Raw genomic sequence first — 18,177 nt, 5'->3', positions numbered from 1 at the left:
TCTCGAGGGTGAGGGTTCAGGTGGGTGCTGGAGCGGCGCTGGAGCGGTCCGTGGGTGTCGGGGTCGCCGTCACGCGGTGACCTCTCCATGAGCGTGCCCCTGTCGGGGTCGGTGCGCCAGTCTTGGTCCGTCACGTCGTCGTGTGGGCCTTGATGAGGCTCTGGGCGGCCTCGAGGTCGTCGGGGGTCTTGACGGCCAGGGTCTCGACGCCGGGCATCGCGCGCTTGGCGAGGCCGACGAGGGTGCCTGCGGGGGCGAGCTCGAGCAGGCCGGTGACACCGAGCGAGAGCATCGTCTCCATGCAGCGGTCCCAGCGCACGGGGTTGCTGACCTGGCGGACGAGCCGGTCGAGCGCGTCGGGGCCGTCGGCGACGCTGGCGCCGTCGGCGTTCGAGAGCAGGCGCAGGGTGGGCGCGGCGGGCGTGACGTCGGCGGCCGCCGCGGCGAGGGCGTCGACGGCGGGCGCCATGTGGTGGGTGTGGAAGGCGCCTGCGACCTGGAGCGGGATGACCCGCGCCTTGGCCGGTGCGGCGGTGCGGAGCGCCTCGACCTGCTCAAGAGTGCCGGCAGCCACGACCTGGCCGGCGCCGTTGATGTTGGCCGGCGTGAGGCCGTGGGTCTCGAGCGCGGCGAGGACCTCGTCAGGGTCGCCGCCGAGCACCGCCGCCATCCCCGTCGGGGTGACCGCGCTGGCCTGCGCCATGGCACGGCCGCGGGTGGCGACGAGCGAGATGGCCTGCTCGTCGGTCACGACGCCGGCGAGTGCCGTGGCCGTGAGCTCGCCCACGGAGTGGCCGGCGAGGACGGCGCCCGTCGATGCGAGGTCGGAGCGGGCGGGGAACAGTGCGTCGGCGGTGACGAGGCCGGCCGCGACGATGAGCGGCTGGGCGACGGCCGTGTCCTTGATGGTGTCGGCGTCGGACTCCGTGCCGTGGGCGACGAGGTCGAGGCCGGCAGCCTGTCCGAGAGCGGTCAGCTGTTCACGCACCCCCTCGAGCTCGAGCCAGGGGGTGAGGAAGCCGGGGGTCTGGGAGCCCTGTCCGGGGCACACGATCGCTAGCACGGGGTCAACCTTTCCCGGTTACCGGTGAGGACCTCGTCACCGAATGTCACGAAGTCGCGGGGGATACCTTGGAGGTTTCCTCCAAGGGTGCGTGGTTGTCAGCCGCACGGCCCGAACCGGCGGGCGTCGGCGGCAGCGCGAGCCGTCCCAGGGCGAGGGCGATGCGCACGGTCCAGGCCTCGCGCGGCGAGGTGAGGTCGTAGCCCGTCACGTCGGAGATGCGTCCGAGCCGGTAGCGGACCGTGTTGGGGTGCACGAAGAGGGAGCGCGCACTGGCCTCGAGGGAGCCACCGGTCTCGAGGTAGGCCGTCGCCGTCTGCAGCAACGGGGCGTGGCTCGCTGCCGCCAGTGGGCGGTAGATGCGCTCGACGAGGATGCGCCCCGCGGGCGGGTCGCCAGCCAGCGCGCGCTCCGGCAGGACGACGTCGGACTCGAGGACCCGTGGTGCGTCCGGCCAGGCCGAGGCCGCGGCGAGACCGCTGAGGGCGGCGCGCGCCGAACGCCCCGCGGCGAAGAGGTGGGGCACGGTGGGCCCCACGACGATGGGCCCCGGGCCGAAGCAGTCGGCGACCGCCTCGACCACCCGCGACGCCTCGCGCGTGCCGCCGAGGATCGCGATGAGGCGCGACCTCTGGACGATCGCCAGCGCCTCGACCCGGTGCTGGCGCACCGACCGGCGCAGGTCGTCCACGGCCGGGACGGCGCCACCGGCAACGGTCGGCGTGCTCCCCACGACGAACGTCACGTCGGCGACGTCGCCCCACCCGAGGGCGCTGGCCCGCGACTGCATCGAGTCGTCGGCCTCGCCGCGCAGCACGGCGTCGACGACCAGCGCCTCGAGTCGGGCGTCCCACGCACCGCGCGCCTCGGCCGCGCCGGCGTAGACCTCGGCGGCGGCGAAGGCGATCTCGCGCGAGAAGCGGAGCACGGACTCGCGCAGCAGCTGCTCGTCCCCGGGGCCGGCGAGGCTCTCGACGCGCGACTCGACGACGTCGACGACGGTGCGCACCAGGTCGAGGGTCTGGCGCAGGCTCACCGACCGCGTCAGCTCCTGCGGCGCGTTCGCGAAGATCGAGATGGCCGACGGCTGGTGGCTCTCCTCCTGGTGGAACCAGGCGATGAACTGCGAGATGCCGGCCTGGGCGACGAGCCCGACCTGCGAGCGCTCCTCGGCGGACAGCTCGCGGTACCAGCGCAGGTGCTCCTCCATCCGCTGGGACGCGAGCGTCGCGAGCTCCCCGGCGCTGCGCTCGACGGCGCGGGACGTCGCTTCGCTCGGGTGCTGCCGCGGTCCGCTCACGGTGCCAGCCTAGGGCGGCGCGGCCGCAGGCTTTGTATGCCGTTCACAAACTGGGCGAGGATGCGTCGGTGTCTGCCGGGCCGAGGCCGTCAGCGGGCCGCGAGCACGGCCGTGTGACCGGCATACGACCGCGGACCGTCGAAGTGGGGGAGCGAGCGCGCGAGGTCGGGGGAGAAGGTCGCGAGGTACGCGCACGCGGCGTCGTGGTCGGCGAAGGTCGCCCGGGTCTCCACGTCCCGCTGGGTGACGTGCTCGAAGTGCCGGCCGAGCACCTCGGCAGCGTTCTCCGACATGAACTGCGTGACGAGGGGCTCGCCTCCTGCCTCGCGGAGGAGCTCGCCCAGGTGCTCGCGTCCGTTGGTCGCGACGTGCAGCGTGCCGCCGTCGCGCAGCACCCGGCGGACCCCGCGCAGCGTGCCGTCCAGGTCCGGCACGTGGTAGAGCATCCAGGCGGCCACGATGCAGTCGAACGCGTCGTCCGCGAAGGGCAGGTCGTCGGCTGCGGCGAGCTGCGCCGGGACGCCGAGTGCCCGGGTGGCCTCGACCATGGCGGGGGAGAGGTCGGTCGCCACGTAGTCGACCGCGGGAGCCTCGTCGACGACGGACCGGGCGAACTGGCCGGTGCCGCAGCCGATCTCGAGGATCCGTCCGGAGCCGGAGGACACGACGGCCGCCCGGAGGAGGTCGGTCGGCGAGACGCCCTCGGGGCCGGGGCCCCAGACGCCGCGGCGGGTCTCGAGGCGGCCGGTGCTCGCGTACTGCCGGTCCGTGGCGCTCCGGTCGGTCATCTGGCTCATGTCGCGCATCTCGGGCATCGGTGGACCCTATCGGGACCGCCGAGCCCCCGCACCGCCACCGTGCCCGAACAGCTCGGCCAGCCGGACCCGGTGTCCGGTGATGACCAGGGCCCGGCGGTAGACCGTCGAGGCGAGCCAGATGCTCCCGAGCCCGGCCAGAGCCGTGAGCAGCAGGGCCAGGGCGAGCTGGTAGACCGGGACCTCGCCCGACGCCCAGCGGATCGGCATCGTGAGCGGTGCCGTGAGCGGGAACAGCGAGGCGGCCACGCTCCAGGCCGAGCTCGGGTTGCCGATGACGATGATGACTCCGAGCAGGTAGCCGGCGATGATGAGCATCGTCACGGGCAGCACCGCGGTGCCCGCCTCCGTCACCTTGTCGACGAGCGCCCCGCCCGCCGCGTAGAGGAAGGCGAAGAGGCAGAAGCCGAGCACGAACCACGTGATCGCGAGGGCGAGGTCCGGCGCGGCGACGGCAGGCAGCCACGACGTCCCGGTCACCGTCGCCCCGACGAGGATCGGCACGGCCAGCACGAGCAGCTGGAGGGTCGCCACCGTCGCGACCGCCAGGACCGTGCCGACGAGGACCTGGCTCGGACGCAGCACGGCGAGGAGCACCTCGGAGATGCGGCTCGCCTTCTCCGTCGCCACGGTCATCGAGATGACCTGGCCGCTGAAGAGGAGGGCGAGGTAGAGCACGAGCCCCACGGCATACCCGACGTTGGCCCGGCCCTGGTCCTGCGCGGAGGCGACGAAGACCTGCTCGGGCGGGCGCACGGAGTCGAGCCTCGCGACCTGCTCGCTCGTCAGGCCGAGGTCGGTCAGCACCCGCAGGGTCTCGATCCGGACCAGGGACTGGGCGACGATGCCCGGGAAGGGGCCGGCGGCCCGCTCGGGGACGTACATCCGGTCGCCGGCCAGCCCCACGGTCGCCTCGCCGCGCTGGACCGCGGACCGGACCCCGGCCTCGTCGGGGCGCTCGACGTAGATCGTGCGGAAGTCCGCCGACCTGGCCGCCGCCCCGAGCGCCGTCGTGAGGGCCACCGGCGCACGGCCGACGGTCGCCAGCGTGTAGGTGGTCGGCCCACCCGTGACGAGCCTGGGCACCACCACGGCGCCGATGGACAGCAGCAGCAGGACGCCCGTCACGATCTTGAAGGTCTTGGACCGGAGCTGCTCGCGAAGTCCGCGTCCGAGGACGAGGGAGGTGCCGTGCCACCAGGTCATTGCAGACCGCCTCGGCCGGTGTGGACCGGCCCGACCGGCCCGACCGGCTCCACCGGGTCCGCCTGATCCGACCCGTCGCGCGCAGGGTCGCGGGCGCGCCCGACGGCCTCGAGGAAGAGCTGCGAGAGCGAGGGCAGGTCGAGCCCGAAGTCGTCCACGCGCCCCGCCGCTCGCGCCCCGTCGAGCACGCGGAGCGGGTCGGTGCCCGGCGGGATCGCGATCCGCACCTCGTCGGCCTCCTCGCTCACGACGACGGCGCCGGGGAACCCTTCGAGCCACCGCCGGTCCGGGGCATGGACGTCGAGCCGGAGCTGCACGCCCGTCGAGGCGGCGCGCAGGCTCGACAGGGGCCCGCGCAGGACGATCCGTCCCGCGTCGACCATGAGGATGTCCTCGCAGAGGTTCTGCACCAGGTCGAGCTGGTGGCTGGAGAACAGGACGGTGCAGCCGGCTCGGGCGCGTTCGCGCAGGCTGTCGGACAGCTCCGCGACCGCCACCGGGTCCAGCCCGGCGAAGGGCTCGTCGAGGACGACGACGTCCGGCTCGTGGACGAGCGCGGTGGCGAGCTGGAGGCGCTGCTGCAGACCGCCCGAGAGCTTGTCCGTGCGCTGGTCCCAGCGGTCCTCGAGGCCGAGCTCGGCCAGCAGCCGATGGGCCCGGTCGCTCGCGTCGGCGCGGGAGAGCCCGTGCAGGCGGCCGAAGTAGACGACCTGGTCGCCGACCTGCATGCCCGGGTAGAGCCCGCGCTCCTGCGGCATGTAGCCCCAGTGCTGCCGGACCTCGCTGTCGACCGGAGCGCCGTGGAGGAGCCTCACCGCGGTCCGCGCTCAGCACGCCGAGCATGATCCGCATCAGCGTCGTCTTCCCGGCCCCGTTGGGTCCGAGCAGGCCGGTCAGGACGCCGGGGGCGATCTTGAAGCCGACACCGTCGAGCGCCACCCTGTCGCCGTAGGCGTATGCCACGTCCCGGACCTCGAGGGTCATACCTCAACGCTAGCCCCGCGCACACGCTGCGACCTCGCCTTCACCACAAGACGACCGCCCCCTCGACGTGGTCGACGGGGCGGTCGGTGGTGGAGCCCGTGGTGAACCGTCAGCTGGAGACGGCCGACGCGAGGTTGCCGAGGCTGTCCTCGAGCTGGCCCTTCTCGACGAGCGGGAAGCTCACCTTCTGGAGGATCTCCTTGTCGGTGACGTGGCTCCAGTCGTAGGTCAGCGAGACGAGGGTCGAGCTGGGGCCTTCGGGCGTCAGCTCCCACATCCACTCCCAGCCGGGCGGCGGGGTGTCGGCGGGCGCCGTCTTCCAGGCGAGCAGGGCGTTGTGCGAGTAGCCCGAGACGGTGTTGTCGGTCTGGTACTCGCCACCCATGTGGTCACCGGCCATGTTCATCCTGAACACGTCGCCGACCTTCTGGATCCGCTCGGCCTTCTCGTCGGACCGGACGAACCCGGACCCGTCGAGCTCGACGTGCCGCTTGGGGTTGCTCAGCACGTCGAAGATGTCGGCGGCCGAGGCGTCGATGCTCCGCTGGACGGTGATCTTCTGGGATTCGGTCATGCAGGGTCCCTACCCGCTCGGACCGGAACACCCCTCGTTCAGTCGGTGCCGAACTCCATGGCGGCGCGGTCGAGCGCGTCGTCTTCGCTGTCGACGTCCACCGCGGAGGGGTTGGCCGAGATGGCGGCCGCGCCACCCGGGGTGAGCTCGCCCACCAGCTCGTGCGCGTCGGCCCCGAGCAGTCCCTGCGCGGCATACAGCTCGAGCTTGGCGCGGGAGTCGGCGATGTCGAGGTTGCGCATCGTCAGCTGGCCGATGCGGTCGACCGGGCCGAACGCCGCGTCCTCGGTGCGCTCCATCGAGAGCTTCTCGGGGTGGTAGCTGAAGGCCGGGCCGGACGTGCCGACGATCGACCAGTCGTCGCCGCGACGCAGCCGGATCGTGACCTCGCCGGTGACGGCTGAGGCCACCCAGCGCTGGAGCGACTCGCGGACCATGAGCGACTGCGGGTCGAGCCAACGGCCTTCGTAGAGAAGGCGGCCCAGCTTGCGGCCCTCGGCGTGGTAGTTGGCGATCGTGTCCTCGTTGTGGATCGCGTTGAGGAGCCGCTCGTAGGTGATGTGCAGCAGCGCCATGGCGGGGGCCTCGTAGATGCCGCGCGACTTCGCCTCGATGATGCGGTTCTCGATCTGGTCGCTCATGCCGAGGCCGTGACGGCCACCGATGCGGTTGGCGGCGTCGACGAGAGCCACGGCGTCGGCATACTCCTCGCCGTTGATCGCGACGGGACGGCCGCGCTCCCAGCGCACCGTGACGTCCTCGGTCTCGATGGCGACGGACGGGTCCCAGAACTTGACGCCCATGATCGGCTCGACGACCTCGATGGACTCGTCGAGGAACTCGAGCGTCTTGGCCTCGTGGGTCGCGCCCCAGATGTTCGCGTCGGTGGAGTAAGCCTTCTCGGCGCTCGCGCGGTAGGGCAGCTCGCGGGCCGTCAGCCACTCGGACATCTCGTGCCGGCCACCGAGCTCGGTGACGAAATCGGCGTCGAGCCACGGCTTGTAGATGCGCAGGTTCGGGTTGGCCATGAGGCCGTAGCGGTAGAACCGCTCGATGTCGTTGCCCTTGAAGGTCGAGCCGTCGCCCCAGATCGAGACGCCGTCGTCCTGCATGGCGCGCACGAGCAGCGTGCCGGTGACGACGCGGCCCAAGGGGGTGGTGTTGAAGTAGGTCTTGCCGCCGCTGCGGATGTGGAACGCGCCGCACGCGATGGCGGACAGTCCCTCCTCGACGAGGGCGGTCTTGCAGTCGACGAGGCGGCTGATCTCGGCGCCGTACTGGCCGGCGCGGCCGGGGACGGAGTCGATGTCGGGCTCGTCGTACTGCCCGAGGTCGGCCGTGTAGGTGCACGGCACCGCGCCCTTCTCACGCATCCAGGCAACAGCAACAGAGGTGTCGAGACCGCCGGAGAAGGCGATGCCGACACGCTCACCGACGGGCAGCGACGTGAGGACCTTGGACATAGATGCAAGTATATGCACAGCGACGCATACCTATCCAATCGCGTCGCGGCGTCCCGGCGTCCCGAGCACGTATGCCGCTTGGCGGCCTGTCCGACCGACGACCGTTGGTCGCCGGCGGGCCACGACACCCGCACGACACGCCGGGGCCGGGGTGGTGCGGCGTGGCAACGGTCGCCCGTGGGCGGCGGGCACCGGCGGCGGGGTGGGGAGGCGTGTGGCCCGGTCCCTGGGCAGGGACCGGGCCACACGGCATACGTCAGCGGTCGAGCGTCAGCTCTCGCCGCCCGCGTTGCCGGACGTGCCGGCGGTGACGTCGTCGAGGCGGTACTTCTCGGCGGCGCGACGCGGCACGTCGGCGTCGACCTTGCCCTCCTTGGCGAGCAGCTGCAGCGTGCGCACCGCGACCGACGGACCGTCGATCTTGAAGAAGCGGCGGGCGGCGGCACGGGTGTCGGAGAAGCCGAACCCGTCGGCGCCGAGCGTCGCGTACGTGCCCGGCACCCACTCGCGGATCTGGTCCTGCACGGCCCGCATGTAGTCGGACACGCCCACGACCGGACCCTCGGTGCCCTCGAGGCACTGCGTGACCCACGGGACCCGCTTCTCGGCGTCGGGGGAGAGGAACTCCTGCTCGTCGGCGGCGAGGCCGTCGCGGCGCAGCTCGTTCCACGAGGTCACCGACCACACGTCGGCGGCCACGCCCCAGTCGTCGGCAAGCAGCTGCTGCGCCTCGAGTGCCCACGGCACACCGACGCCGGAGCCGAGGATCTGCGCGCGCGGCGCCTCGTGCGTCCAGCCCTCGGTGTTGGCCGGAGCGATCTTGTGCATGCCGCGCAGGATGCCCTCGACGTCGACGTCGTCCGGCTCCTTGGGCTGCTGGATCGGCTCGTTGTAGACGGTGAGGTAGTAGATGACGTTGGACTCATCGGCCGTCTTGCCCTCGCCGTACATCCGCTGCAGGCCGTCCTGCATGATGTGCGCGATCTCGTAGGCGTAGGCCGGGTCGTAGTGCACGACCGCCGGGTTCGTCGAGGCGAGGAGCGGGCTGTGACCGTCCGCGTGCTGCAGGCCCTCACCGGTCAGGGTCGTCCGGCCGGCCGTGGCGCCGATGAGGAAGCCACGCGTCATCTGGTCGGCGGCCGCCCAGATCGAGTCACCGGTGCGCTGGAAGCCGAACATCGAGTAGAAGACGTAGATCGGGACCATCGGCTTGCCGTGCGTGGCGTAGGACGTGCCGGCGGCGGTGAAGGCCGCGAGCGAGCCGGCCTCGTTGATGCCGAGGTGCAGGATCTGGCCGCTGACGTTCTCGCGGTAGGCGAGCATGAGCTCGGCGTCGACCGGCGTGTAGTTCTGCCCGTTGGGGTTGTAGATCTTGATCGTCGGGAAGAACGCGTCCATGCCGAACGTGCGCGCCTCGTCGGGGATGATCGGCACGATGCGCGGGCCGAACTCCTTGTCGCGCAGCAGGTCCTTGAGCAGGCGGACGAACGCCATCGTCGTGGCGACCTCCTGCTTGCCCGAGCCCTTCTTGACCTGGGCGTACGCCTCGTCGCCCGGCAGCTTGACCGGCTCGAAGTCGACGCGGCGGCTCGGCAGCGTGCCGCCGAGCTTCTGGCGACGGTCGACGGAGTACTTGATGACCTCGCTGTCGGCGCCCGGGTGGTAGTAGGGCGGCTGGTAGGGGTTCGCCTCGAGCTGCTCGTCGGTGATCGGGATGCGGAGGCTGTCGCGGAAGGCCTTGAGGTCGTCCAGCGTCATCTTCTTCATCTGGTGCGTGGCGTTGCGGCCGGCGAAGTGCGAGCCCAGGCCGTAGCCCTTGATCGTCTTGGCGAGGATGACGGTCGGCTGGCCGGTGTGCTCACGGGCCGCCTTGTAGGCCGCGTAGACCTTGCGGTAGTCGTGGCCACCGCGCTTGAGGTCCCACCAGACCTGGTCGTCGCTCCAGCCCTCGACCATCTTGGCGGTGCGCGGGTCGCGCCCGAAGAAGTGGTCGCGGACGTACTTGCCGTCGTTGGCGCGGAAGGTCTGGTAGTCGCCGTCGCTCGTCTGGTTCATGATGTGCACGAGCGCGCCGTCGCGGTCGGCGGCGAGCAGCGGGTCCCACCCGCGGCCCCACACGACCTTGATGACGTTCCAGCCGGCGCCGCGGAAGAACGCCTCGAGCTCCTGGATGATCTTGCCGTTGCCGCGGACCGGGCCGTCGAGGCGCTGCAGGTTGCAGTTGATGACGAAGTTGAGGTTGTCGAGCTCCTCGTTGGCCGCGAGCTGCAGCAGGCCGCGCGACTCGGGCTCGTCCATCTCACCGTCGCCGAGGAACGCCCAGACGTCCTGCTGGCTGGTGTCCTTGATGCCGCGGTTGTGGAGGTACTTGTTGAACTGCGCCTGGTAGATCGCATTCATCGGGCCGATGCCCATCGACACCGTCGGGAACTCCCAGTAGTTGGGGAGCAGCCGCGGGTGCGGGTAGGACGGGACGGCCTCGACCTTGCCGTCGACGAGGTGGCTCTTCTCCTGGCGGAAGCCGTCGAGCTGTGCCTCGGTCAGGTGGCCCTCGAGGAAGCTGCGGGCGTACATGCCGGGGGAGGCGTGGCCCTGGAAGTAGACCTGGTCGCCGCCGCCGGGGTGGTCCTTGCCGCGGAAGAAGTGGTTCATGCCCACCTCGTAGAGCGTCGCGGCCGACGCGTACGTCGAGATGTGGCCGCCGACGCCGATGCCGGGGCGCTGGGCGCGGTGCACCATGACCGCGGCGTTCCAGCGGATGTAGCGGCGCATCTCGCGCTCGACGTCCTCGTCGCCGGGGAACCACGGCTCGCGCTCGGGCGGGATCGTGTTGATGTAGTCGGTCGCCGTCAGGGACGGGACGCCGACCTGCTGCTGGCGCGCGCGCTCGATGAGCTTGAGCATGATGTAGCGCGCCCGCGTCCGGCCCTTCTCGTCGAGGACGGCGTCGAGCGAGTCGATCCACTCCTGCGTCTCGTCCGGGTCGATGTCCGGGAGCTGACTGGGGATGCCGTTGAGGATCGGTCCGGCCTCGGATGCCACGTCGTGGGTCCTTTCTCGTCGCGAGGCGGCGCCCGCGGCCGGTCGGCCACGGCGCTGCGCCCTCCCATCCTCTACCCAACGGTGGCGACCGTCACAACTGGGTCCGCCAGCTGGGGCGCGGCACTGCGCCTCACAAGCCCTGCGGAGTGGTATGCCGTCCGCTTCCTCTGCTCGTCTGGCGCGGCGGGTGCGTTGTCCCGGACGAACCCCACCTTGCGCGATAGCGTCGGAGCCGATGCACTGATGTCGTGGCATCCGCGCCACGCAGACGAGAGGACCGGTGACAGTGAGCGAGACCGCGGGAGCGGCGTCCTTCAGCAAGCTCGGATTTGCCAAGGGGCAGGTCATCCAGGAGTTCGGCTATGACGACGACGTCGACGACGACCTGCGGTTCGGGCTCGAGGACGTCATCGGGACCGAGCTCGAGGACGAGGACTTCAACGACGGCGCGGACGGGGTGCTGCTCTGGTACCGCGACGGCGACGACGACCTCGTCGACCTCATGGTCGACGGGCTGACGAAGCTCTTCGACCAGGGGTTCATCGTGCTGCTGACGCCCAAGGCCGGTCGGGCCGGCCATGTCGACGCCGCCGTCGTCGAGGAGGCCGCCTCGACCGCGGGCCTGACGACCGGTGGCCAGGTCAACGTCGCGCGCGAGTGGGCGGCGACACGGCTCATGCCGCCGAAGGGTCCGCGCCGCTGACGGCTCACGTCACCCGGTCCCTGTCGAGGGTGGAGCGCGCGGTGTGGTGGTGATGTCACACTTGCCGCCATGACGAACGCGCACCCGACCGTGTCACCGGGCCAGGCGTCCGCCCCGCTGGGTGTCGGCGAGCTGGCTCCCGACTTCACCCTCGTGGACCAGTACGGCGTCGACGTCAGCCTCTCGGCGGTGCGCGACGTCAAGAACGCCGTCATCGTCTTCTACCCGGCCGCGTTCTCGGGCATCTGCCGCGGCGAGCTGGCCGAGATCCGTGACGGGCTCGAGGACTTCCAGGACGGCGACATCCAGGTCTTCGCGATCTCGTGCGACTCGATGTACACGCTGCGCGCGTGGGCCGACGCGGAGGGCCACTTCTTCCCGCTCCTGTCGGACTTCTGGCCGCACGGCGAGGTCGCCCGCCGCTACGGCGTCCTCGACGACGAGGACGGTTTCGCGCTGCGCGGGACCTTCCTGCTCGACCGGTCGGGCCGCATCGTCTGGTCCGAGGTGCGCGGCATCGGCCAGGGGCGCGACTTCCGCGCCTACCGCGGGGCGCTCGCGGTGCTCCGCGCGAGCCAGGGCGATGCCGTAGGCTGACCGCCGCCTGCCGGGAACACCGGCCGGCGCGTGAGGGCCTGTAGCTCAGTTGGTAGAGCACCGCGTTTACACCGCGGGTGTCGTCGGTTCGAGCCCGGCCGGGCCCACGTGGACGATCCCGCTCCCGACCTCAGCCCCGAGCTGTCGCTCCGCGACGTCGTCGCGGCCCTCGAGTCGCTCTACCCCCTCGACAGCGCCGCGGAGTGGGATCGCGTCGGCCTCGTCACGGGTGACCTCGAGCAGCCCGTGCGCCGCATCCTCTTCGCGCTCGACCCGACGCTCGCCGTCATCGACGAGGCCCGCGAGTGGGGCGCCGACCTGCTCGTGACCCACCACCCGCTGCTGCTGAAGGGCGTGCACTCGGTCGCGACGTCGTCGGCCAAGGGTGCCTCCGTGACGGCGCTCGTGCGCGCCGGGGTCGCGCTCTGGGTCGGCCACACGAACGCCGACGTCGCCGACCCGGGAGTCTCGACCGTGCTGGCGGACGCCCTCGGTCTGACCGACCAGCGCCCGCTGTCCACGGAGGGGTCTGGAGCCGGGGGACGGGGGCCGGAGGGCGTCCCCGACGGCTCCCGGCCGTTCCGGAATGCGGTGGGGCGCGTGGGGCGGCTGGCCGCACCCGTGAGCCTGGCGGAGTTCGCCGACGTCGTGGCCGCGGCCCTGCCCGACACCGCCGGCGGCATCCGCGTCAGCGGTGACCCGGACGGCGAGGTGCGCACCGTCGCCGTCATGGGCGGCTCGGGCGACGACCGCTTCGACGACGTCCGCGCGAGCGGCGTCGACGTCTACGTCACGGCCGACCTGCGCCACCACCCGGTCCTCGAGGCGAGGGAGGAGGCCCGCGGCGGCCGGCCCTACCTCATCGACGCCGGCCACTGGGCGACCGAGTCGCTGTGGCTGGCCGACGGGCGTGAGCGACTGGTCTCGGCGCTGGGGCAGGCTCCCGGAGCCACTAGGGTCGAGACCAGAGTCTCAACCATCCGCACCGAGCCGTGGACGTTCGTCGTCGGTGCGAACGCTGCGCGGGCGGACCGCGCGGCTCCCGATACCGGAGGTGTGTCCTGAAAGCCGACCCGTCCCACCAGTGGCGCCTGCTCGACCTGCAGGCCATCGACACGCGTCTCGACCAGATCAGGCACGCCAAGGCGACGCTGCCGCAGATCCCCGCGGTCGAGGCGGCCCGCCGTGAGCTGGGCGCGCTCGAGACGGAGATCGTCAACGCCCGCACGGCGGCCGGCGACGTCCAGCGCGAGCTGACCAAGTCGGACCAGGACGTCCAGCTCGTGCGCGACCGCGCCGCCCGCAACCAGGCGCGTCTCGACGCCGGTCAGGGCAGCGCCAAGGACCTCCAGGCGCTCCAGCACGAGCTGACCTCGCTCGCCCGCCGCCAGGCCGAGCTCGAGGAGGTCGAGCTCGAGGTCATGGAGCGGTCCGAGTCGCTCACCGCCCGGGTCTCCGAGCTCGAGGCGCGACGTGGCGAGCTGGTCTCCCGCGTCGAGTCGCTCGAGTCCGAGCGTGACGCCGCCCTCGCCAAGCTCGACGCCGAGGCCGGGACGGTCGGAGCCGGCCGGGCCGACATCGTCGCCGGCGTGGGTGAGGACCTGATCGCGCTCTACGAGAAGATCCGTGCGAGCAGCGGCGGGATGGCCGCGGCCGAGCTGCGCCACCGCCGGTGCGGCGGCTGCCGGCTCGAGCTCGGCAACGTCGACCTCTCCCGCATCCGCAACGCTCCCGAGGACGAGGTCGTGCGCTGCGAGGAGTGCCGTCGCATCATGATCCGCACCGGCGAGTCCGGGCTGTGAGCGGTCGGTGACCCCGCCCCGCGGGTCGGGTCGCCGGCTCGTCATCGAGGCCGACGGCGGGTCGCGGGGCAACCCGGGCGTCGCGGGCTACGGCGCCCTCGTGCGTGACCCCGCGACCGGCTCGGTCCTCGTCGAGCTCGCCGAGCCCCTGGGCCAGGCCAGCAACAACGTCGCCGAGTACTCCGGCCTGCTCGCCGGCCTCCGGGCGGTGCTCGACCTCGACCCCGGTGCGACGGTCCGCGTCCGGATGGACTCCAAGCTCGTCGTCGAGCAGATGTCGGGCCGCTGGAAGATCAAGCACGAGGACATGCGTCGCCTTGCGCTCGAGGCCCGCGACCTCTGCGCCGAGATCTCCGACGCCGGCGGCAGCGTCGACTTCGAGTGGATCCCGCGCGAGAAGAACAAGGACGCCGACGCCCTCAGCAACGACGCGATGGACGGCAAGAGCGTCCACCGGGTCCTGACCGGCGACGTCCCGTCCGCACCGGCCGAGGAACCGAGCGCCACTGAGGCACAGGCCTCCTCGGCCGGCGCAGCCGCTCCGGTGGCGACCCGGCCCCTGCGGCTGCTCCTCGTCCAGGCGCCGCTCAACGCCGAGCCCGCCCAGCGGATCGTCGCGGCCGTCCGTCGCCTCGTGGGCCCCGGCGCACGCGTCGTCGGCACCGATGACGCCGCGGGCGCCAGGGTCGCGGCCGATCTCGCGTCGGCGTTCGAGGTCGACCCAGACACCTCGGAGCAGTGGTCCGGCCGGGCACCCGGCGAGGGGGCCGACGCCACGGTGCAGACGGCATACCACTCGCTCACGGAGTCGGGGGGCACCGTCGTCGCGGTGACGAGCCGCAGGGGAGTGCTCTCGGTGCTCGCCGACGTGCTCGGCACGCCCGTCGACCGCTTCTGGGCGCTCGCCACGGCGCCCGGCAGCCTGACCGCCGTCGAGGTCTGGGAGGACGGTTCGGCGTCGGTGGCTTTCACCAATCGGACGGACCATCTCGCCTGACGGACGCTGTGCGATATTCGGGCCATGAGCTATGCCGGTGACGTGACCCCCGAGCAGGCCTGGACGGTCCTGCGCGACGAGCCCGGTGCGGTGCTCGTCGACGTGCGTACGAGAGCGGAATGGTCCTACGTCGGACTGCCCGACCTCAGCGCTGCCGGCAAGGACGTCGTCCTCGTCGAGTGGCAGACCTACCCCGACGGCGCCGTCAACACGCGCTTCACCGCCGACCTCGAGGCCGCGGGCGTCGCCAAGGACGCACCCGTCTACTTCCTCTGCCGCTCCGGCGTGCGCTCCGTCGCCGCCGCCGAGGCCGCGACGCGAGACGGCTGGGCACGGTCGCACAACATCCTCGACGGTTTCGAGGGGCCGCACGACGCGCAGCGCCACCGCGCGGTGTCGGGCTGGAAGGTCGCGGGCCTGCCGTGGGTGCAGGGATGAGCGACGCGCCCCAGGGCTGGCGCCCTGACACCCTCGCCGTGCGAGCAGGCCTGTCCCGCAGCGGTTTCGAGGAGACCAGCGAGGCGATCTACCTGACGTCGGGCTTCGTCTACGAAACAGCCGAGGCTGCCGAGGCCGCCTTCAAGGGCGACGTCGACCGCTTCGTCTACTCCCGCTACGGCAACCCCACGGTCTCGATGTTCGAGGAGCGCCTGCGCCAGATCGAGGGCGCCGAGGCGTGCTTCGCCACCGGCTCGGGCATGTCGGCCGTCTTCGTGGCGCTCGCTGCGCTACTCGGCAAGGGCGACCGCGTCGTCTCGTCGCGGGCCCTCTTCGGCTCGTGCTTCGTCATCCTCGACGAGATCCTGCCCCGGTGGGGGGTCGAGACCGTCTTCGTCGACGGCGCCGACCTCGACCAGTGGCGCGAGGCGCTCTCCGAGCCGACGGCCGCCGTGTTCTTCGAGACGCCGAGCAACCCGATGCAGGAGCTCGTCGACATCGCCGCCGTGACCGGACTCGCGCACGAGGCCGGCGCCAAGGTCGTCGTCGACAACGTCTTCGGCACTCCCGTCTTCAGCAAGCCGCTCGACTTCGGCGCCGACATCGTCGTCTACTCCGCGACGAAGCACATCGACGGTCAGGGCCGCACGCTCGGCGGGGCCGTGCTCGGGCCCAAGGAGTTCATCGACGGCCCCGTGCAGAACCTCATGCGGCACACCGGCCCGTCGATGTCGCCCTTCAACGCCTGGGTGCTGCTCAAGGGCCTCGAGACGCTGTCGTTGCGCGTCGTGCGGATGGCCGACAGCGCGCTCGAGGTGGCGCGCTTCCTCGAGTCGCACCCGAGCGTCAAGCGCGTGGTGCACCCGTTCCTCGAGTCGCACCCGCAGCACGACCTCGCCAAGCGCCAGATGCTCGCCGGCGGCACCGTCGTCACCTTCGAGCTCGACGGCGGCAAGGACGAGGCGTTCGCGCTCATGAACGCGCTGGAGGTCATCGACATCTCCAACAACCTCGGCGACTCCAAGTCGCTCATCACGCACCCGGCGACGACGACCCACCGCCGCCTCGCCCCCGAGGCGCGGGCTGCCGTCGGCATCACCGACGGGGTGCTGCGGGTCTCGATCGGGCTCGAGGACGTGCGCGACCTCGTCGACGACCTGCAGCGCGCCCTGGGCTGAGAGGTCCCTGCTGTCCCCCCGTTCGAGGTGATCGCGGCAGCGACGTGGTGCGCGCCATCACCTCGAACCGATCGGCGGTCGTCGCGGTTCGAGGTGATCGCGGCAGCGACGTGGCGCGCGTGATCACCTCGAACGGGGGGAGCGGGCGGGGGAGCGGGCGGGGGACCGGTCAGGCGGTCGCGGCGAGCGTGACCGTCGCCGCGGCCACGACGACGACCGCGCAGAGGGCGCCCGTGCGGGCGATCCGGCCGGCGTCGACCGTCAGTCCCGCCGAACGGCAGCGCGAGGCCCACAGCAGCGTCGCGACCGAGCCCCACATCGTGATGATCGGGCCGGTGTTGACCCCGATGAGCAGCGCCGCGAGCCGGGCCGGCGAGTCGGTGACGGCCGGCTCGAGCGCGAGGTAGGCGGGCAGGTTGTTGATGCCGTTCGAGGCGAGCACGCCGATGCCGCTGACCCGGAAGAGGTCGGCCATCGAGGCGCCGTGCCCGACGACGGTGCGCAGCCAGGCCTCGAGCCCGAGCCGCAGCGCCGCGTCGATGACGAGGAAGAGCACGCAGATCCCCATGACGGTCAGCCACGGCACCTTGATCCGGCGGAGCAGCTCGGGGGCGCGCCAGTAGGTCGCCGCGAGCAGCAGGCCCGCGGCCGGCAGCGAGGCCAAAGCCGGCTGGATGCCGACGACGAACGCCGGGGCGAGGACGACGCAGACCCCGGCCGTGATCTGCATGAGCACCCGGTCGTGGGGCTCGGCGGGCGGCGGTGTCTCGTAGCCGCCGCCGAGGTCGCGCCGGTGCAGCAGCCACAGGACGGCGACGGTGGCGAGGATCGCGACGACCGCGGGGAGCGCCATCAGCCGGATGTAGCCGAACGAGCCGACGCCGAGCGCCGAGAACGGGTGCAGAGCGAGGAGGTTGGTGAGGTTCGAGACGGGCAGCAGGAGCGAGGCCGTGTTGGCCAGCCAGAGCGTCGTCATCGCGAACGGCAGCGGTGGCGCCCCCACCTGGCGGGCCACGACGATCGCCACCGGCGTCAGCAGGACCGCGGTCGTGTCCAGGCTGAGCACGATGGTGCACGCGACCGCGAGCCCGACGATGAGCAGCCACAGCACGACCACCCGCCCGCGCGCCACGCGCGCCGCGTGGTGGGCCAGGACGTCGAAGAGACCGGAGAGGTCGCAGATCTCGGCGACGACCGTGATCGCGACGAGGAAGACGAGGATCGGCGCGACGCGCTCGACCAGTGCAGTGAGGTCGAACACCGGGTCAGGACCTCGGGGTCGTGGCCAGCTGCCACGGTCGGCCCGCCCGCGGCGGGGGAGTGAGCTCGACCTCGAAGCGCTCGCTGAGGCGCTCGGCGAGGGCCTTGGGCGTGCGCGGCGCCTCGGCCTGCACGAGCTCCCGCGTCACCAAGCCGCGAGTGTGCTTGGCCATGTGCGAGGCACCGGGGACGGTGACGTGCACCCAGCGCTCGGCGCGCTCACCCGTGGGACGCCACATGCCGGCATACGTGCTCGACCGGCAGTCGACGACGAGCTCGCGCGGCTTCACCGCGGCATCGAGCGCGGCCGGCAGCTCCTTGCGCCACTCGTGTGACAGGTAGCCGACCCCGGGGAGAGTGCTGCAGACGTTGACGCGGTAGGCCGGCACGCGGTCGCCGAGGCGCAGCGCGCCGAAGAGGGCCGACACGACGACGACCCAACGGTTCGCGCGGCGCTTCGACGCCGTGTCGAGCGAGTCGACGTCGAGCGCCTGGTAGAGGACCCCGGTGTAGACGTGCGAGGCCACCGCGGTCGGGGCGCTGCGCAGGCGGGTGTTGCGCTCGATCTCGGCGACGAGGTTGGGATTCACCTCGAGGAGCGTCGCGGCGTCGGGCTCTGCGCTGACGCGGGCCACCGTCTCGACGACCGACTCGCGCAGCGGCGTGAGCTCCGGGAACGAGAGCGAGCCGAGGTCGAGAGAGCGCCCCCGCCGGGGTGCCGTCTTCCCCTCGGACGGCGGGAGCAGGATGAGCAC

Annotated in this window: 17 protein-coding genes, 1 tRNA gene and 1 pseudogene; 8 read left to right on the top strand and 11 right to left on the bottom strand. The window is 72.0% G+C overall.

What is annotated here, in order from left to right:
* Window positions 1–130: 130 nt before the first annotated feature.
* The 9 genes and pseudogenes from U5C87_RS17505 to aceE form a co-directional block, all read right to left on the bottom strand.
* The gene (locus U5C87_RS17505; RefSeq protein ID WP_330473773.1) at window positions 131–1,063 is read right to left on the bottom strand and encodes an ACP S-malonyltransferase; all 933 of its coding nucleotides are present in this window, start codon (window positions 1,061–1,063) and stop codon (window positions 131–133) included.
* Between the two features lie 46 nt (window positions 1,064–1,109).
* Complete coding sequence (locus tag U5C87_RS17500; RefSeq protein WP_330473772.1) at window positions 1,110–2,363, bottom strand: PucR family transcriptional regulator; 1,254 nt, start codon at window positions 2,361–2,363, stop codon at window positions 1,110–1,112.
* Between the two features lie 89 nt (window positions 2,364–2,452).
* Entirely contained in the window at window positions 2,453–3,178 is a 726-nt protein-coding gene (locus tag U5C87_RS17495) for a class I SAM-dependent methyltransferase (RefSeq protein ID WP_330473771.1), read from the bottom strand.
* Window positions 3,179–3,187: 9 nt separating this feature from the next.
* Complete coding sequence (locus U5C87_RS17490; protein ID WP_330473770.1) at window positions 3,188–4,384, bottom strand: ABC transporter permease; 1,197 nt, start codon at window positions 4,382–4,384, stop codon at window positions 3,188–3,190.
* Entirely contained in the window at window positions 4,381–5,199 is an 819-nt protein-coding gene (locus tag U5C87_RS17485; RefSeq protein WP_330473769.1) for an ABC transporter ATP-binding protein, read from the bottom strand. The genes U5C87_RS17490 and U5C87_RS17485 overlap by 4 nt, the downstream gene beginning before the upstream one ends.
* A gap of 52 nt (window positions 5,200–5,251) precedes the next feature.
* Window positions 5,252–5,368 (bottom strand): annotated as a pseudogene (locus U5C87_RS22680) (ABC transporter ATP-binding protein); the annotation flags it as partial.
* Window positions 5,369–5,477: 109 nt separating this feature from the next.
* Window positions 5,478–5,942, bottom strand: a complete 465-nt coding sequence (locus tag U5C87_RS17480; RefSeq protein ID WP_330473768.1) for an SRPBCC family protein — start codon at window positions 5,940–5,942, stop codon at window positions 5,478–5,480.
* Window positions 5,943–5,980: 38 nt separating this feature from the next.
* Window positions 5,981–7,405 carry an argininosuccinate synthase gene (gene argG, locus U5C87_RS17475; protein WP_330473767.1) on the bottom strand — a complete coding sequence of 475 codons (1,425 nt, stop codon included), beginning with the start codon at window positions 7,403–7,405 and terminating at the stop codon, window positions 5,981–5,983.
* Window positions 7,406–7,675: 270 nt separating this feature from the next.
* Window positions 7,676–10,447: a pyruvate dehydrogenase (acetyl-transferring), homodimeric type gene (aceE, locus tag U5C87_RS17470; protein WP_330473766.1), complete on the bottom strand. Its 2,772-nt coding sequence runs from the start codon at window positions 10,445–10,447 to the stop codon at window positions 7,676–7,678.
* 286 nt (window positions 10,448–10,733) lie between these two features.
* On the opposite strand from aceE, the gene U5C87_RS17465 reads away from it, so the two are divergent.
* The 8 genes from U5C87_RS17465 to U5C87_RS17430 all read left to right on the top strand — a co-directional run bounded on the left by U5C87_RS17465 (window position 10,734) and on the right by U5C87_RS17430 (window position 16,162).
* Window positions 10,734–11,150, top strand: a complete 417-nt coding sequence (locus tag U5C87_RS17465) for a DUF3052 domain-containing protein (protein ID WP_330473765.1) — start codon at window positions 10,734–10,736, stop codon at window positions 11,148–11,150.
* Window positions 11,151–11,219: 69 nt separating this feature from the next.
* Window positions 11,220–11,747: a peroxiredoxin gene (locus U5C87_RS17460; RefSeq protein ID WP_330473764.1), complete on the top strand. Its 528-nt coding sequence runs from the start codon at window positions 11,220–11,222 to the stop codon at window positions 11,745–11,747.
* A gap of 34 nt (window positions 11,748–11,781) precedes the next feature.
* A tRNA-Val gene (locus U5C87_RS17455) sits at window positions 11,782–11,854 on the top strand.
* A gap of 1 nt (window position 11,855) precedes the next feature.
* Window positions 11,856–12,812, top strand: a complete 957-nt coding sequence (locus U5C87_RS17450) for a Nif3-like dinuclear metal center hexameric protein (protein ID WP_330473763.1) — start codon at window positions 11,856–11,858, stop codon at window positions 12,810–12,812.
* Window positions 12,740–13,549 carry a zinc ribbon domain-containing protein gene (locus tag U5C87_RS17445; protein WP_330473762.1) on the top strand — a complete coding sequence of 270 codons (810 nt, stop codon included), beginning with the start codon at window positions 12,740–12,742 and terminating at the stop codon, window positions 13,547–13,549. The genes U5C87_RS17450 and U5C87_RS17445 overlap by 73 nt, the downstream gene beginning before the upstream one ends.
* Before the next feature lie 7 nt (window positions 13,550–13,556).
* Complete coding sequence (locus tag U5C87_RS17440) at window positions 13,557–14,546, top strand: reverse transcriptase-like protein (protein WP_330473761.1); 990 nt, start codon at window positions 13,557–13,559, stop codon at window positions 14,544–14,546.
* A gap of 24 nt (window positions 14,547–14,570) precedes the next feature.
* Window positions 14,571–14,984 carry a rhodanese-like domain-containing protein gene (locus U5C87_RS17435; RefSeq protein WP_330473760.1) on the top strand — a complete coding sequence of 138 codons (414 nt, stop codon included), beginning with the start codon at window positions 14,571–14,573 and terminating at the stop codon, window positions 14,982–14,984.
* Window positions 14,981–16,162: an O-succinylhomoserine sulfhydrylase gene (locus tag U5C87_RS17430; RefSeq protein WP_330473759.1), complete on the top strand. Its 1,182-nt coding sequence runs from the start codon at window positions 14,981–14,983 to the stop codon at window positions 16,160–16,162. The genes U5C87_RS17435 and U5C87_RS17430 overlap by 4 nt, the downstream gene beginning before the upstream one ends.
* A gap of 169 nt (window positions 16,163–16,331) precedes the next feature.
* Here the strand turns inward: U5C87_RS17430 and U5C87_RS17425 are convergent, their stop codons facing one another.
* Entirely contained in the window at window positions 16,332–17,423 is a 1,092-nt protein-coding gene (locus U5C87_RS17425; protein ID WP_030146424.1) for an SLC13 family permease, read from the bottom strand.
* 4 nt (window positions 17,424–17,427) lie between these two features.
* Entirely contained in the window at window positions 17,428–18,177 is a 750-nt protein-coding gene (locus tag U5C87_RS17420; protein ID WP_330473758.1) for a YaaA family protein, read from the bottom strand.

This window comes from Terrabacter sp. C0L_2, from assembly GCF_036352015.1.
Taxonomy (GTDB): domain Bacteria; phylum Actinomycetota; class Actinomycetes; order Actinomycetales; family Dermatophilaceae; genus Terrabacter; species Terrabacter tumescens.
The sequence above is the reverse complement of the archived record's forward strand: the minus strand, read 5'-3'. Positions and strand labels throughout refer to the sequence as shown.

Excerpts from the sequence above, each read along its gene's own strand:
- U5C87_RS17490 (WP_330473770.1), bottom strand. The coding sequence starts at position 4,384 with ATGACCTGGTGGCACGGCACCTCCCTCGTCCTCGGACGCGGACTTCGC.
- U5C87_RS17430 (WP_330473759.1), top strand. The coding sequence starts at position 14,981 with ATGAGCGACGCGCCCCAGGGCTGGCGCCCTGACACCCTCGCCGTGCGA.
- U5C87_RS17435 (WP_330473760.1), top strand. The coding sequence starts at position 14,571 with ATGAGCTATGCCGGTGACGTGACCCCCGAGCAGGCCTGGACGGTCCTG.
- U5C87_RS17495 (WP_330473771.1), bottom strand. The coding sequence starts at position 3,178 with ATGCCCGAGATGCGCGACATGAGCCAGATGACCGACCGGAGCGCCACG.
- argG (WP_330473767.1), bottom strand. The coding sequence starts at position 7,405 with ATGTCCAAGGTCCTCACGTCGCTGCCCGTCGGTGAGCGTGTCGGCATC.
- U5C87_RS17480 (WP_330473768.1), bottom strand. The coding sequence starts at position 5,942 with ATGACCGAATCCCAGAAGATCACCGTCCAGCGGAGCATCGACGCCTCG.
- U5C87_RS17460 (WP_330473764.1), top strand. The coding sequence starts at position 11,220 with ATGACGAACGCGCACCCGACCGTGTCACCGGGCCAGGCGTCCGCCCCG.